The organism is Paenibacillus sp. LHD-117, from assembly GCF_030929555.1.
Classification (GTDB): domain Bacteria; phylum Bacillota; class Bacilli; order Paenibacillales; family Paenibacillaceae; genus Pristimantibacillus.
The window spans coordinates 72,935-88,390 of sequence record NZ_JAVFVT010000007.1; the positions used below are offsets into that span (position 1 = coordinate 72,935).

The window sequence follows — 15,456 nt, forward strand, 5'->3', positions numbered from 1 at the left end:
TTAACGATAGTTTGTAAATTGAAGCTCAATAGGCAGATCGGCGCCGCGCAGAAGGGCCATGACCGCTTGAAGATCATCCCTGCTCTTGCCGGTGACGCGAATCTGGTCGCCTTGAATCTGGCTTTTCACTTTCAGCTTGGAGTCTCGAATCAAGATGTTGATTTTTTTGGAAATATCTTGCTCGATACCTTGTCTTAGCTTGATCCGCTGCTTCACCGTGCCGCCGGAAGCGCCTTCGATCTTGCCGAAATCCATGTTCTTGATCGGCACGCCGCGCTTGACCATCTTGGATTGCAAAATATCGATAACGCTCTTCAGCTTATAATCGTCGTCGGAGCCGACAACGAGCTCTTCCTTCTCCAGCGCGATGCTGCTTTTGCTTCCTTTGAAATCGAACCTCGTCTCGATCTCGCGCTCCGCTTGCGTAATCGCGTTCGCCAGTTCTTGCAAGTCTACCTTAGATACAATATCGAACGAACTTTCTGAACTCATGCGTTTTCTCCTCTCCGTATGTATAGGCGCCAGCAACGGCTGGCGCCTGACGATCGATCCTTATTCGCTCGTCATCGAATCTTCGCCGGTCGTATTCGTACCTGTACCAGCGCCTTCGCCTACATTCGACGTGTTTGATTCGCCCCTTGCTCCTTCGGCCAACGGTTTCAGAAGAAGCCGCTTTGCATTGGCGCGGTCGCTGTCAGGCACAAGAACGCCGTCGACTTTGATTTCCGCCAGGTCGGAACGGCCGACCGTGATATAGAGGGTGCCCGTTAATTCATAATTCTGAACGGCTCCGTCCTCTGCATTGGCATAAAATAGCTTCTTCCCTGTCGCGCCGCCCTCGCGCACCTCGATCCAGTTGCGTCCGCCGCTAATCTTAATTTCCACTTTATGCGGAACGCCGGCAGGCCCGATATCGTATTGATCCGCTCTGCCGACCTTGCTGTTGAACGTGACCGTCGTAGGCGCTTGCGTCGGAGGCGGAGGTGTGGGCGATGCGACCGGCGACTCCGTCGCCGAACCGGCGGACGTTTCCTTAGGCGGTTCCGAATTTTCCGTAATCGGCGACTCGTCAACCGAATCCGCCCCTCCGGAATCCTTGTTAAACGCATAATACCATACCACAACCACGATTAAAATGAGGAAGCACCACATTACCAGATTGAAGCCGATCTTGCCAAACCGTTCCGAAGTTTGCGATTTGACGCGTCGCGGTTTTCTGGCAGGGATCGGCTCTACGGTTTGCTCGACTGGCGAGGCGGGAATCTCGTGTTGGTATAGTCGCAAAACTTCGTCGGGCTCCAAGCCTACCGCTTCGGAATAGTTTTTAACGAAAGCGCGCACGTAGAATGTGCCCGGGAGAACGCTGTAATCCCCCGATTCGATCGCCTCCAGGTAACGTTTCCGGATCTTCGTCAATTCTTGAATGTCATCCAGCGATAAGCCGCGTTCCTCTCTTGCCCTCCGAAGCAACGCTCCGAGCTCTGACATGTGGACATCCTCCTTTCAAATCCATCAATCCTTCCAATCTTATTACAGGGCTACGCCTCGTTCGAATCAGTCTCAGAACTCGTCGGTATAGTTCGCGGTGAAGGATTCGTATGTAATCTCTTCGTCCGGCGTATTGCGCAATTCGATAATGATATCGAAGTGGCTGTAATCGTAGTGGGATTCTTTGACGAAAATGTCCGGATGCTCGATGACTTTGGTCGACGGCATCGCCATGATCTCCTGCAGCAGCGCGTAATGCTTCTCGTTGGAGCGAATCGTGCTGACGATGCCGTCAATAATAAAGATATTGTTCGGCTGCATCTCTTCCTCGGACAGCTGGCTGCGTACCGTCTGGCGAAGAAGCGTCGAGGAAACGAACGTCCATCGCTTGTTGGAGCATACGCTGCCCGCGATAATCGATTCGGTCTTGCCGACGCGAGGCATGCCGCGCAAGCCGATGACATGATTGCCGTCGCGCTTGAATACTTCGCCGAGGAAATCGACAAGAATGCCAAGTTCGTCCCGCACGAAACGGAACGTCTTGCGGTCGTCGGAGTCGCGCTCGATATACCGCCCGTGGCGTACGGCCAAGATGTCGACGATCGTCGGCGTTCGAAGTTTGTTAACCGTAATGTTGTCGACCTTTTGAAGCATCTTGCCAAGCAGTTCAATTTTCTCGTCGTCGTTCGTTTGAAGCAGCATGCCTCTCGTACGATCCTCGACGCCGTTGATGGTCATGATATTGACCTCAAGCATGCCGAGCAGGGATGCGATATCGCCGAGCAGGCCAGGCCTGTTCTTATGTATCTTGTACTCCATGTACCACTGCTTTGTTTCCAATTCGTCCTCACCGTCCCTGGAAGCGTAAAATGATATGTAATAAGGGCCAAGAAGAAACGACTCGTCGTTCTTGTCCAAGGTCACCCTTGTTTCTCGTAAAAATATAAGTTGCAACCCTAATTCTCTATTCTACAAATTTCGTCACATTCCTGCAAATAAAAATAAAACATTGCAGAAAAGCCTCCGTTTTGGAGGCTTTCTGCATACTGTATGAGTGCTACGATTTCTCGACCATCTTGACCATGCAGCTTGCAATGGCCTTCCGCTCCGATTCGTCGCCCACATCCCATAGCTGCTTCAGAACACTTTCCTCGTCGTTCTTCGGATCGACCTTCTCGTCCAGGAAGGAGCCGATCTCGTACGCCAGATTGGCGATGGTGTCCTCCGTGAGCCCCATCTTTTTCGCTTGGGTAACGCGGTCGGACAAGAAATGCTTCCAGGTATCGAAATTCGAAAGGACAGTTGACATGGCTCTTCGCCTCCTCATTGGTTTGGAAAAGAATCATCAACAGTCATTATTGTGTGCCTTTCGAGCTTTTCTTATACCGAGCGAGGAGAAAGTAGTCAATAGCTATGTATGCCAGCCGCCGTTAGGGCTAATGATTTGGCCGGTAATATACGATGATTCCGGAAGCGACAAAAAATAAACGAGCGAAGCGATTTCTTCCGCGGAACCGAACCGTCCAGCGGGTATTTCTTGCTGAAGGGCGGCTTTTTCCTCCGGGTTGAACCCTTCCATCATATACGTATCCACAACGCCCGGAGCAACGGCATTGACCGTTACGCCGGACGGGGCGAGCTCTTTGGCCAGCGCCTTCGTGAAGGCATTGACGCCGCCTTTGGTCGTGGAATACAACACTTCGCAGGATGCCCCGGACATTCCCCAGACAGAGGAAACATTAATGATTCGCCCGTATCGCTGACCAATCATATGGGGCATAAACAATTGCGTGCTGAGGAACATCCCTTTCAAGTTAACGGACATGACGTCGTCCCATTCGTCCTCGGTTACGTCAGCCAGCATGCCGTAATGCGCGATTCCGCCATTGTTGACCAGTATATCGGGACGGATCCCGTGGCTGAACAGTTTGTCGCGCATGCGGGCCAGCTGATCCCTGGATCTGAGATCGGCCGAGATGGTCATGACGTTCGCGCCGAGCGCCATGCATCTTCTTGCAGTTTCGTTCGCGCTTTCGTGTGACTCTAAGTAGTGGATGACGATATTGATGCCCTCCGCGGCAAAGCGCTGCGCGATGGCAGCGCCGATGCCGCGGCTTCCCCCGGTGATCAATACCGTCGTTTCCTGCAGCATCTTCATTCGGAAGGTTGTTCCACGATGGATACGGCAAGCTGGCCGAAGTCGAAATGCTCGCGAAGCCGCGCATTCGCTTCATCCAGCGTACACTGCTCGTAGAAGGAAATGACATCGAACATGTCGCTGTCCCGGAACCGGTAACGGGTAAATTCGCCGGCGATGGACTCGGGGGAATTGAGCATTCGCAAATAACCGCCGATTTTTTTGCGTTTCGCTCGTTCGAATGCCTCCTGGTTAAGGCCGCCGCCAACGGCTTCCGTTACGGCTGACTTGATGCCTTCGATCAGCGCGTTCGGATTGGGCGTATCGCCGCCGATGACGGAAAAAGCATAATCGGTGCTGGAGTTGTATTCGTGTCCGAACGAATCGGAAATCAAATTTTGTTCGTACAGCGACTGAAACAGCGGCGAGCTCGGGCCGATCAGCGCTTCAAGCATCAGCTTCGTCGTTACCTCCCGCTTGAGCAAGGCATCGCCAACAAGGCCAACCGACTTCTCCTTGAAGCCAAGCATGCATTTCGGCAAGGATACAGGCAGCTTCGATACTTTGCGAGGAATTTTCACTTCCGTCGGTTCTTGGTCGAAGAACCTCTTAATCTCGCCTTGCGGCTTGAACGTCTTAGCCGATTGGTTGTCGCGAACAAGACGGAACACCTCCTCCGCGTCGACACCGCCAACGACGAATAACAGCATATTGGACGGATGGTAAAACGTTTCGTAGCAGCGGTATAACGTTTCCTTGTCGATCTGGCGAATGGATTCAACCGTCCCCGCGATGTCGATATGGACGGGATGGGTATGGTACAGCGCGTCAATGAGACCGAAATAAACACGCCAGTCCGCATTATCGCGGTACATGTTGATCTCTTGCTCGATAATGCCCTTTTCTTTCTCGACGTTCGCGTCGGTAAAGTAAGGATTTTGCACGAAATTAATTAACGTCGTTAAATTTTCATGAATTTGTTCCGTTGCCGAGAACAAGTAGACGGTGCGATCAAACGTCGTGAAGGCATTAGCCGATGCGCCTTGCGCCGCGAATACGGCGAAGATGTCGCCTTCGGGCTCTTCGAACATTTTGTGCTCGAGGAAATGCGCGATGCCGTCGGGCACTTTGATCGGCTCCTGATCGCCTACGGAGAATCGATTATCGACCGATCCGTACTTGGTGGCGAAAGTCGCGTACGTCTTATGAAACCCTTCCTTGGGGAGCACGATAACTTCGAGACCATTATCTAGAACTTCCCGATACAAGGTTTCCTGGACATGCGGATAATTTAAAGTTTGCATCCGCTCAAGCCTCCTTCCGGTCGCGCAGGAAATAGACCGTATCCAGCTGAACTTGCTTCGCAACCGACACGATATCTTCCGCCGTCACGTCCTGTACTTGCTTCAACAACTCTTCGGCCGTGCGTTGCTTGCCCGTAAGCACGCTGTTGAAGTCGTAGGACAACATCTCGTAAGCCGAATCCTGCATTTCGCGCAAATGATTCGAAATCATCGCTTTCGTCTGATTCATCTCCAGATCGGACAAATTTCCTTGCCTCATACTCTCCAGCTGCTCCTTGATAATCGCTACCGCTTTCTCGTAGTTCGCGAATTCAATGCCGGATTGAATCGTGCAAATGCCTTTGTGGCCGTCAAGCCGGCTTGCCGCATAATAGGCGAGGCTTTCCTTCTCCCGCACGTTCAGGAATAGCTTGGAATGCGGATAACCGCCAAGGATGCCGTTATACATCAGCGCCGCCGGATAGAGGGCATCGTCGTAGCCGACGCCCGTCCGAAGCCCCATGTTGAGCTTGCCTTGACTGACTTCCATTCTGTCGACGACGTGTTTCACTTCCTTCACGTCATGTTTGGTGACTGGGCGTTCATAAGCCGAAGGCGTCCCGCTCCTCAAGCGGAAGGCGTCGCCAACTAAGCTGGTCACTTCTTCCAGGGTCGTATCCCCGACGACGTACAAATCGAGGGCAGCGTCGTTCAGCCAACGTTCGTATTGACTGCGCAACGATTCAGGCGTAATGGATTGGATCTCACTTATTTGGCCCAGCGGGTGAAGGCGGTAAGGGTCATCGGCGCACATCTCCTCGATGCAGCGTTCCGCCGCGTAGCGGATTTTATCGTTAACGATCGCCTCGAGACGTTTGCGCAGCGTCTCTTTCTCGGCTTCCACGTATTTGGCACGGAAACCGTTATTTTCGATTAGCGGATTCGTGACGACATCGCCCAGGAATCGAAGCGAGGAAGCCAGAAGCGATTGTTCGGAGGAAACGAACCTGTCGTTGATGACGTCCATCCGGAACTGCACGATCTGGGCATCTCCCCTTTTGTACACGTCAAAACCGAAACCTGCGCCGTACATATCGTCGAGCTTCTCGCGGAACTTGATCGTCTCCGGCGTGGACGCCGTCCCTCTGCGGAGCACGAACGGGATTAGAGCAACCGGCGTAACCGTATCCTCTTGGAGAGGTAGGCCGGCGAACAACGAAATCGCAAACGTTTTGAACCGATTGGTTGGCAGCACATGCAGCCGAATGCGCTCCAGCTGCCCTCGTTGGAATGATGTCACGCGATTTTGCTCCTTTCAGAGGTTGTTCAAAAAGTCAAGCGAACTTTTTGAACATGCACCTTTTGGCGATGCCGTTTTTACCATTTTAACCGATCAGAAATGGAAGAAGCAACCACTGCTGCTTGCGTGCAGAAGCGGCTGCTTCAAGGCTAATCCGGCTTATGGCTAAACCGGCTACATGCAGAAAATATGTTTGCCGATCGTCTTGATTTGCGTTCTTGTCCAGATCCACGCCGACGTGGCCGTGTCCGGATTAAAGTAATACAGACAGCCGCCGGTTGGATCCCAGCCGTTCAATGCATCCTCTACTGCATCCCTGGCTTTCTTGTTCGGGGTCAAATAGATTTGGCCGTCAGCGACAGCGGTGAACGCTCTCGGCTGGAAGATGACGCCGTAAACCGTATTCGGGAAGCTCTCGGACCGCACCCGATTCAGAATGACCGCGGCAACCGCCACTTGTCCTTCGTAGGGCTCGCCTCTGGCTTCGCCATATACTGCGTTGGCCATGATTTTGAGGTCATTCTCCGACAAACCTAGCCGATTCGACTGGGCTAGATTGCTGCCCGTATTTCCTGAGCCGCCGCCTCCGCCTCCCGCTGCCGTGCCGGCGCCCGCATTAGTGCCGCCGGACGGCGTCGAGCCCGGTTTCCAGTTCTTTGTTGCGTTGTACAGCTTAAGCTTCGTCTCGGCACCGACTACACCGTCGGATTTCAACCCGAATTTCCACTGGAACCAAGTGACGGCTCCTTTGGTCTTGGAGCCAAATACCCCATCGATTTTGCCGTTATAATAGCCGAGCGCGGTCAGCCTTCCTTGCAGCTCTTGCACGTCCGAGCCGCTTGAACCAACTTTCAGCGTCGCATTGCTGAACGTCTCCGCCGAACGGCCGAACGGACCCTTCAGCGCGGAGAAGGAACCGAATACCAGCAGCACGATAATCGAAGTCACCACTATCAAACGAATTCTCATGTAGGGATCTGCCTTTCTCTTGCAAGTTAGTTCGCTACGGATAGCGTTACCTGCAACTAGTATGAGAAAGATGATTCCCTTCTATGCAATTATTCGCAAATGAGACGGCTTACGAGCTAATCCGGCTCGCCTGGAACTGTTCGAGTGACATGAGCACCTCGCGCGGTTTACTGCCTTCGTAAGGACCTACGATCGAACGCGCTTCCATTTGATCGATCAGCCTAGCCGCGCGCGTATAGCCGACGCGCATTCTGCGCTGCAGCAGGGAAACGGATGCCTGCTTTGCTTCCACGACGATCTGCACGGCTTGATCGAACAGCTCGTCCAGCATCATGTCTTCGCCTTCGGCTTCCGTATCGATCTCTGGCACCAAATCTTCCTTGTATTCCGCTACGCCCTGATCACGCGCATAACCAACCAAAGCCTCGACTTCCTGGTCGGACAAGAACGCGCCCTGCACGCGAATCGGCTTGGACATGCCGACCGGCAAGAACAACATGTCTCCCCGTCCGAGCAGCTTCTCCGCGCCGGCCATATCGAGGATCGTCCTCGAATCGACTTGCGACGACACGCCGAACGCGATCCGAGAAGGAATATTCGCTTTGATGACACCCGTAATGACATCCACGGAAGGGCGCTGCGTCGCGATGATCAGATGGATGCCCGCCGCCCGCGCCATCTGCGCCAGCCTTGCAATGGAATCCTCGACGTCGTTCGCCGCGACCATCATGAGATCCGCAAGCTCGTCTACGATGACGACGATGTAAGGCAATACGGCAGCCAGGTTGTCGGCCATAAGCGTGTTGTAGCCTTCAATGTTGCGCGTGGACGACTTGGAGAACAGCTCGTATCGCTTCTCCATCTCCACGACGATCTTCTTCAATGCCAGCGATGCCCTGCGTGGATCGGTCACGACCGGCGCGAGCAAATGCGGAATGCCGTTGTAGACGTTCAGCTCGACCATCTTCGGGTCGATCATCAGAAACTTCACTTCATCGGGCTTGGCTTTGTACAGGATGCTTGTTATGATCCCGTTGATGCAGACGGATTTGCCCGAACCGGTAGCGCCGGCTACAAGCAAGTGGGGCATTCTGGCCAAATTGCCCACGATCGTCTGCCCGGAAATATCGCGCCCGAACGCAATGGACAGCTTAGAGGCCGAGCTCTGGAACGCCGGCGTCTCCATGACTTCGCGCATGGTGACGACGGATACCTCCATGTTCGGCACCTCGATGCCGATCGCCGATTTGCCTGGAATTGGAGCTTCCATCCGAACGTCTTTGGCCGCGAGCGCCAGCGCGATATCGTCGGTCAAGCCTACGATACGGCTTACTTTAACTCCCGTTGCCGGCTGCACTTCGTAACGCGTTACGGCCGGTCCTCTCACGACATCCAGTACCTTGGCCCGTACGCCGAAGCTCTCCAGCGTCGCTTCCAACTTACGCCGAGAATCGTACATATCCGTCGCGTCTGAACCTCTGCTGAGGCCAACCGGCTTCTGAAGCAGCGTAAACGGCGGCAACCGGTATGGCTTTGGAGCCGGAACTGCTCCGCTTGCCGCCGAATCTTCCCCGATCGGCCTGCGCGGCGCTGCTTGCGCTTCGGATTGATCCGAAGATCCATCTTCGGGCCTGAGGGAAGCGAGGCGGGATTCGTCCTCGAATTCGTCCTCGCCGCCTGCCGTCGGGTCCAGATCCATCGGCAGTTCGCTTACCGATCGATCATCATGGATGTCGTTGCCATGCGGGGCAACCCAATCCGGGTCTCCCCATCCTTGCTCTGGCAGTTCGCTGTTTTCCATCGACGATCGTTGCCCCTGCATGTTTGCGTCTATTGCATCGTCGTTGCGATCGTCATGCTGCGCCCATGGCGGCAAATCGTCATCGCTGTCGGTTGGGGAATTGCCGATCGTTTGCGTGTAGGCTTCTCCCGTCTTCTCCCAAGGCTGATGGTCCATTCCGCTCTCCCACGCCGAATTTTGCGGCTGGCTCGATCGTTCCTCTTCCCTCCGTGACAATTCCCATTCGTCCTCGTCTTGGTCGCCATCCTTCGTTTCGTCATCGTCATGACGCCAAGAGAAAAAGAGCGATTTCCGTTTCTTCGGCTGTACCTTCGCATACTGATCGTCGTCCTCGATCGTTCCATCGTCATCGAATCCGCCCGGCTGAACCGCAGCTGCGGCCGCGCCCGCGGCCGCTTCCCGCTTCGCTTTGCGACTGCTTCGTTTCGCGTTCAGCAGCTTCACCATACGAACGAACCTCGCGCGCGCCAAGCGCATAAGCTCGACGTACGATTTGCCGGTGATGAGCATAAGCGAAATCGCAAACATGACAAAATCGATAATAATCGCGCCATAGTAGCCAAACAATGAGAACAACATTGCGAACAGCAACGCCCCAACGTAACCGCCGCTTATCGGCTTATCCTGAATCGAAACCTCGTCGACGCCTTCCGACGAAGATGACAGCAGCTGATCCTGCAAGCCTTGGCTGAGCGTGCCCAAAATGACCCCGCCGGACAAGGTCTCCCGCTCAACGCCTTGGAATCTTGCGTTTATATCGGAGATGGAGCTGCTCAGAGTAAAAGCGAGAACAAGAATAAGCAAGCCTGTCCTGCGATTCGTCCAACCTCGCGGCCAGGCCCGCTTGACCATGACTGTAAGACCTATGTAGATGCCGACTAGCGCCAGCACGAAATAAAACTTGCCCAAAAACAAACCGAACAGCTTCGATAAAGCACGGCCGACGGTCGCCTCGCCCGACAGAGCGATTATCGATACCGTAATGATAAGGATGCCGTATACTTCATATTTTAATTGCGCACCAATTGATTTTTTTCGTCCCTTTTTCTTTGCCAATTCCGTCACCTCGGATTTCCATTATAGCACAGTTCCGGGTGACGGACTATTTGTCTTGCGAACGTCTATTCGAAGTCGAATCGGATCAAGCTTCCTGGAGCGAGCGCGGGATTCAAATAATCGTAGAGCGTACACTCGAGCAGTCGTACAATCCTGCCATAGCCCGGGGCAACAGGCGCGACCTGCATTTTTACGCCTCTGGTCCATACGTCGAGCGTCGGTTCCATCTCTTCGTCATATCCCTGCAGGACAAGTTCTAACGGCATAATCGTATGGAGCGTCATTGCGGGGCACCTGCTTCCAAACCGGCCGATTCCGTCGCCGACATCGTGCCCGCGGCAACAGCCGCTGACACAGGCATTGCCGAAGCCATTGAACGTTTTCCGTCGATCAGACGATTCAGCTCCTTAAGCGCTTCCCCAAGGCCGCCGATTTCGTCGATCAATCCATGTTTCACGGCGTCCGCGCCGATAACGGTCGTTCCGATATCCCGAGTCAGCTCCCCTGTTTTGAACATAAGCTCTTTGAAGGTTGCTTCCGTAATATTCGAATGGGATGTGACAAACCGGACGACGCGCTCCTGCATTTTGTCCAAATATTCGAACGTCTGAGGTACGCCAATGACGAGACCGTTGAGACGTATAGGATGAATCGTCATTGTCGCCGTCTCCGCGATGAAGGAGCGATCGCCGGATACCGCGATCGGCACCCCGATGGAATGGCCGCCACCCAGCACCAATGTAACCGCCGGCTTCGACAAGGAAGCGATCATCTCGGCGATGGCCAGGCCGGCTTCCACATCTCCGCCTACGGTATTCAGCACGATCAACACGCCTTCGATCTTTGGATTTTGTTCCGCCGCGACCAGCTGGGGGATGATATGCTCGTATTTTGTAGTTTTGTTTTGCGGCGGAAGAATGAGATGTCCTTCCACTTGCCCGATAATCGTCATGCAAAATATATTCGATTCCGCCGGCACGGGCGGAGCAACGGTGCCGAGCTGCTGAATGCTTTCGATTGCCGCCGATTTTTTCTTCTCATCAGGCTGCGTCTCCTGCGGATCGGATTGGTTTCCTTTGTTCTCATATAGCTCGTATGGCATCTGTTAGTCCCCCTAATAAGTTCTACAGCTTGTCATAGTATGGAGTGCCTACAGGAAAATATTCAAACGCAAACGGTGCCGCGTCCTTCGGAGGCCAAAGCTAACGTTTCAACGCAAAAAAAAATCGCTTCCCGTCCGGTAATCCGGTAAGGGAAGCGATGCTCGAATCGTGATGGGTTATATCCGACTATACCTCCATGATGATCGGCAATATCATAGGGCGGCGGCGTGTTTGTTCGTAGAGGAAACGTCCAAGCGCGTCTTTCACGTTCGTCTTGAGCGATGCCCACTCGTTTACTTTGTCGTTCATCAGTTTGTTCAAGGTCGATGTAACGATGCGGTTCGCTTCGTCCAAAAGCCCTTCCGATTCGCGTACATAGACGAAACCGCGCGAAATGATGTCCGGGCCGGACAGAATCGTGCCGTCTTGCTTGCTAAGCGTTACGACGACGACAAGGATGCCGTCTTGTGACAGCAGCTTGCGGTCGCGCAATACGATATTGCCTACGTCGCCTACGCCAAGCCCGTCGATCAGGACGTTACCCGCCTGAACCTTGGATCCCTTGCGCGCTACGCCGCCTTGGAATTCGACCGTATCGCCGTTATCGACGATAAAAATGTTTTCCTTCTCCATGCCGATCGCTTCGCCAAGCCTGCCATGCAGGCGCAACATGCGGTATTCGCCGTGGATCGGAATGAAGTATTTGGGCTTGATCAGATTAAGCATCAGTTTTAGTTCTTCTTGGCTGCCATGACCCGATACGTGGACGCCCGAGACGGAACCCGGACCGTAGATGACGTTGGCGCCAAGTCTGAACAGCTCGTCCACTGTGCGGCCTACGTAACGTTCGTTGCCCGGAATCGGCGTAGCGGCAATAATAACCGTGTCGCCAGGAAGAATGTCAACCTTACGGTGCGTTGAGCGCGCCATGCGCGTAAGCGCCGACATCGGCTCGCCTTGGCTGCCCGTGCACAGGATGACGACGCGATCGGCAGCCAGCTTATTTACTTCTTCCGGTTCGATGATCATGCCTTCCGGAATATTCAAATATCCGAGCTCGGATGCGATGCCTACGACGTTCACCATGCTGCGGCCTACGACTGCAATCTTGCGGCGAGTTGCAATCGAAGCGTTGATAATCTGTTGAATCCGGTGTACGTTGGAAGCGAAGGTCGCAACGACAACGCGCTGCGTGGATTTGCGGAAGATGTCTTCCAGCTCGTCCCCTACCTTGCTCTCCGACGGCGTATATCCGGGACGTTCGGCGTTCGTGCTATCGGACAGAAGCGCCAGTACGCCTCGGCTGCCGATTTCGGCAATCCGCTGCAAGTCGGCGAACTGATCGTTCACCGGCGTATGGTCGAATTTGAAGTCGCCCGTATGAACGACGATGCCTTCCGGGGTGTCCAGGCAGACACCGACGGAATCCGGGATGCTGTGATTTGTTTTGAAGAATGTCGCGCGGATCGAACCCAGCTGGATTTCCGAATCCGCGTTGATCAGAATGCGCTTCGTCTCGCCCAGCAAGCCGGCTTCCTTCAGTTTGCCTTCGATTAATCCGAGCGTCAGCTTCGTTCCGTACACCGGAACGTTCAGATGCCTCAGCACATATGGCAAACCGCCGATATGGTCTTCGTGTCCGTGCGTGATGAGAATGGCGCGAACCTTGTCGCGATTCTCCGTCAGATAGGAAATATCCGGAATGACAATATCAATGCCGAGCATGTCCTCTTCCGGGAACTTCAATCCCGAATCCACCACAACGATATCGTTGTTGTATTGGATAACGTACATATTTTTACCGATCTCGCCTACTCCGCCTAGCGCAAAAATAAGCAGCTTATCTTGGTTGTTGTTTTTCTTTGACAAGTGTATCTATACCTCCTACAAAGTGTAATTCTTCATGATCTATCCGTTTATTCGTATTACAGTTAACGCCAGATGCCGCTCTGACGGTAAGAACTGAAATGATTCTATTTGCCGCACCCAATCACTTGTGATCATTATACATGAAGAAAAAGCTGGAATACAAGTGCAACCCATTATTCGTGTACGGATTAGGATTTCCCAAAATAAAAAACCGATGCTGAACGCATCGGCCCTTTGCTTGTCGGAATATGCGGTTATTGGATCAAATTGCGCAGGAAAGCCTGTTCGGCTTCGTTCGCTTCGACTAGCGGCAGCCTCACACCGCCTACCGGCAAACCTTTCAAGGAGAGCGCGTACTTCACAGCAACGGGGTTCGGTACCGGATGCGGGCAATGGAATAGCCCTTTGAATACAGGGAAAAGCTTCCCGTTCAGCCTCGCTGCTTCCTCTACGTTCCCCGCAACGTAAGCGTTGATCAGATCTTTCATGCCGAGTCCGACGATATGGCTGGCTACGCTAACGATTCCGTATGCGCCAACGGCCAGCGCCGGAAGCGTCATCCCGTCATCCCCGCTGTATACGTTGAAGCCCTCAGGAGCGGCGCTAACAATTTGAATCAGCTGCTCCAAAGAAGCGCAATCCTTCGTTGCGACTACGTTGTCGAGCTGGGCAAGGCGAAGCGTCGTATCGACCGAAATGTTCACTCCCGTACGGCCTTCCACGTTGTACAAAATGATTGGCAGCGTCGTCGTTTCGGCAACCGCCTTGAAATGCCGGTACAAGCCTTCCTGCGAAGGTTTGTTATAGTATGGCGCAACCAGCAGAATGCCGTCCACGCCGCATTGCTCGGCGGATTTGGTTAGATGGATGGTATGGGCCGTATCGTTGCTGCCCGTACCGGCGATGATCTTGCAGCGCCCTGCCGCGCGTTCGACGGCGAATGCGAACAGCTTCAGCTTCTCTTCTTCCGTCAAGGTAGGCGACTCGCCTGTCGTGCCGGAAACAACCAAGCTGTCGCTGCCTTGTTCGTCAATTAAATAGTCGATTAGTGTACCGGCAGTTTGCCAATCGATTTGCCCTTCTGCGTCGAAGGGGGTCACCATCGCGGTAATCAATCTTCCGAAATCCATAGAGACTCCTCCTAGAAATAATTCAATTATTCCGTCTATTGTGTCATAAATGCAAATCGAACTTCGCGTGCAGCGCCCGCAGGGCGACCGCCATATCGAAATCGCGAACCAGCACCCAAATCGTGGTATTGGAATCCGCCGACTGCATGATCGAAATCCCTTGCTCGGTGAGCGCCTCCACAATTCGCGCCATCACGCCCGGCTGTCCGTTCATGCCGCCTCCGATGACGGAAATCTTGGCGCAGCCATGTTTCAATTGCGGGCTAAAACCTGCTTCCTTTAGCAGCATCTCCGCGATTTCGGCGTCATGATCGTATACCGTGTATAATGCGCCGCTAGGCGTAACGTTTATAAAATCAACGCTGATATGATGTCTCGCCATCGTCTGGAACACTTGCAGCTGCATGTCGTTCCTGCCTTCGATCGCTTTAACCGAGATTTGCGTTATGCCGGATACATGAGCGATTCCCGTCACATGCCTGTCTCGGACATAATGGGCATTCGCCGCCGATAGATCGTCCGTAACAAGCGTCCCCGTCTCCTCCGAAAAGGTGGAACGGACCCTTAACGGGACTTTCGCTTGCATCGCAATCTCGACCGCGCGAGGATGGATGACCTTCGCCCCTTGCCGTGCCATATTGCATATCTCCGCGTAGCTAACGACCGGAAGCGGCTTCGCTTCGGATACGAATCTGGGATCCGCCGTCAGAATGCCGTTAACATCGGTATAGATATCGACCATCTCCGCGCGCAGAGCCGCGCCTAGCGCGGTGGCAGTCGTATCGCTTCCGCCGCGTCCGAGCGTCGTCAAGTCTCCCTGCGAAGATATGCCTTGGAAACCAGCGACGACCGCTACGGAGCCGCTCTCCAAGTGGCGAAGCAGCTGCTCCGGCTGGACACGCTTAATCCGCGCGGCCCCGAAGCCTTCATCGGTTAAGATTCCGGCGCTTCCTCCCGTTAACGCGACAGAGGGTATGCCGCTGGCAATCAGCATACCGCACAATACGGCTGCGGATATAATCTCTCCGCAGCCAAGCAGCATATCTCTTTCTCTGGCGGGCAAATAATCGCCGCCTGCCCGGACAAGCCCGAGCAAAGTATCGGTCGCGTAAGGATCTCCTTTGCGACCCATGGCGGACACCACGACAACGATCGCATATCCGTTCTCGCGTTCTCTCTTAATATGTTGAATAACACGTTCTCTAGCTTCTTGGCTGGATACCGAGGTTCCTCCGAATTTCTGTACGAGGATTCGCAAGCCGTTAGCCTCCTATCGTCAGCCGATGAAGAGAAGCAGCGCGTTACCCGTTGCTTATGAAG

General features: G+C 53.8%; 14 protein-coding genes. All 14 read right to left on the reverse strand.

Annotated features, from left to right (window positions below):
- Positions 1-492: a YajQ family cyclic di-GMP-binding protein gene (locus RB620_RS07005; protein WP_308093022.1), complete on the reverse strand. Its 492-nt coding sequence runs from the start codon at positions 490-492 to the stop codon at positions 1-3.
- Positions 493-552: 60 nt separating this feature from the next.
- Positions 553-1,488, reverse strand: coding sequence for a helix-turn-helix domain-containing protein (locus RB620_RS07010; protein WP_308093024.1), 936 nt, complete (start codon positions 1,486-1,488; stop codon positions 553-555).
- Positions 1,489-1,560: 72 nt separating this feature from the next.
- Entirely contained in the window at positions 1,561-2,328 is a 768-nt protein-coding gene (locus RB620_RS07015) for a DUF3388 domain-containing protein (RefSeq protein ID WP_308093233.1), read from the reverse strand.
- A gap of 217 nt (positions 2,329-2,545) precedes the next feature.
- Positions 2,546-2,797 (reverse strand): DUF3243 domain-containing protein, encoded by a 252-nt coding sequence (locus RB620_RS07020; protein WP_308093026.1) that lies wholly within the window; start codon positions 2,795-2,797, stop codon positions 2,546-2,548.
- 102 nt (positions 2,798-2,899) lie between these two features.
- Positions 2,900-3,646: an elongation factor P 5-aminopentanone reductase gene (ymfI, locus tag RB620_RS07025; protein ID WP_308093028.1), complete on the reverse strand. Its 747-nt coding sequence runs from the start codon at positions 3,644-3,646 to the stop codon at positions 2,900-2,902.
- Positions 3,643-4,929, reverse strand: a complete 1,287-nt coding sequence (gene yfmH, locus RB620_RS07030) for an EF-P 5-aminopentanol modification-associated protein YfmH (RefSeq protein ID WP_308093029.1) — start codon at positions 4,927-4,929, stop codon at positions 3,643-3,645. Before yfmH ends, ymfI begins: the two co-directional genes overlap by 4 nt.
- A gap of 4 nt (positions 4,930-4,933) precedes the next feature.
- Positions 4,934-6,208: an EF-P 5-aminopentanol modification-associated protein YfmF gene (gene yfmF, locus RB620_RS07035; RefSeq protein ID WP_308093030.1), complete on the reverse strand. Its 1,275-nt coding sequence runs from the start codon at positions 6,206-6,208 to the stop codon at positions 4,934-4,936.
- Positions 6,209-6,382: 174 nt separating this feature from the next.
- On the reverse strand, positions 6,383-7,177 hold the full coding sequence (gene sleB / locus RB620_RS07040) for a spore cortex-lytic enzyme (protein WP_308093031.1): 795 nt from the start codon (positions 7,175-7,177) through the stop codon (positions 6,383-6,385).
- A gap of 109 nt (positions 7,178-7,286) precedes the next feature.
- On the reverse strand, positions 7,287-10,034 hold the full coding sequence (locus tag RB620_RS07045) for an FtsK/SpoIIIE family DNA translocase (protein WP_308093032.1): 2,748 nt from the start codon (positions 10,032-10,034) through the stop codon (positions 7,287-7,289).
- A gap of 65 nt (positions 10,035-10,099) precedes the next feature.
- Entirely contained in the window at positions 10,100-10,318 is a 219-nt protein-coding gene (locus RB620_RS07050; RefSeq protein WP_308093033.1) for a YlzJ-like family protein, read from the reverse strand.
- Complete coding sequence (locus RB620_RS07055) at positions 10,315-11,136, reverse strand: ClpP family protease (RefSeq protein ID WP_308093035.1); 822 nt, start codon at positions 11,134-11,136, stop codon at positions 10,315-10,317. Before RB620_RS07055 ends, RB620_RS07050 begins: the two co-directional genes overlap by 4 nt.
- A gap of 187 nt (positions 11,137-11,323) precedes the next feature.
- Positions 11,324-13,006, reverse strand: a complete 1,683-nt coding sequence (locus RB620_RS07060; RefSeq protein WP_308093037.1) for a ribonuclease J — start codon at positions 13,004-13,006, stop codon at positions 11,324-11,326.
- 254 nt (positions 13,007-13,260) lie between these two features.
- Positions 13,261-14,136, reverse strand: a complete 876-nt coding sequence (dapA, locus tag RB620_RS07065; RefSeq protein WP_308093038.1) for a 4-hydroxy-tetrahydrodipicolinate synthase — start codon at positions 14,134-14,136, stop codon at positions 13,261-13,263.
- A gap of 43 nt (positions 14,137-14,179) precedes the next feature.
- Positions 14,180-15,394 (reverse strand): aspartate kinase, encoded by a 1,215-nt coding sequence (dapG, locus tag RB620_RS07070; RefSeq protein WP_308093040.1) that lies wholly within the window; start codon positions 15,392-15,394, stop codon positions 14,180-14,182.
- Between the last annotated feature and the right edge of the window lie 62 nt (positions 15,395-15,456).

Coding starts and splice junctions, on each gene's coding strand:
- RB620_RS07010 (WP_308093024.1), bottom strand. CDS start 1,488: ATGTCAGAGCTCGGAGCGTTGCTTCGGAGGGCAAGAGAGGAACGCGGC.
- RB620_RS07020 (WP_308093026.1), bottom strand. CDS start 2,797: ATGTCAACTGTCCTTTCGAATTTCGATACCTGGAAGCATTTCTTGTCC.
- yfmH (WP_308093029.1), bottom strand. CDS start 4,929: ATGCAAACTTTAAATTATCCGCATGTCCAGGAAACCTTGTATCGGGAA.
- RB620_RS07050 (WP_308093033.1), bottom strand. CDS start 10,318: ATGACGCTCCATACGATTATGCCGTTAGAACTTGTCCTGCAGGGATAT.
- RB620_RS07055 (WP_308093035.1), bottom strand. CDS start 11,136: ATGCCATACGAGCTATATGAGAACAAAGGAAACCAATCCGATCCGCAG.
- RB620_RS07005 (WP_308093022.1), bottom strand. CDS start 492: ATGAGTTCAGAAAGTTCGTTCGATATTGTATCTAAGGTAGACTTGCAA.
- ymfI (WP_308093028.1), bottom strand. CDS start 3,646: ATGAAGATGCTGCAGGAAACGACGGTATTGATCACCGGGGGAAGCCGC.
- dapA (WP_308093038.1), bottom strand. CDS start 14,136: ATGGATTTCGGAAGATTGATTACCGCGATGGTGACCCCCTTCGACGCA.
- sleB (WP_308093031.1), bottom strand. CDS start 7,177: ATGAGAATTCGTTTGATAGTGGTGACTTCGATTATCGTGCTGCTGGTA.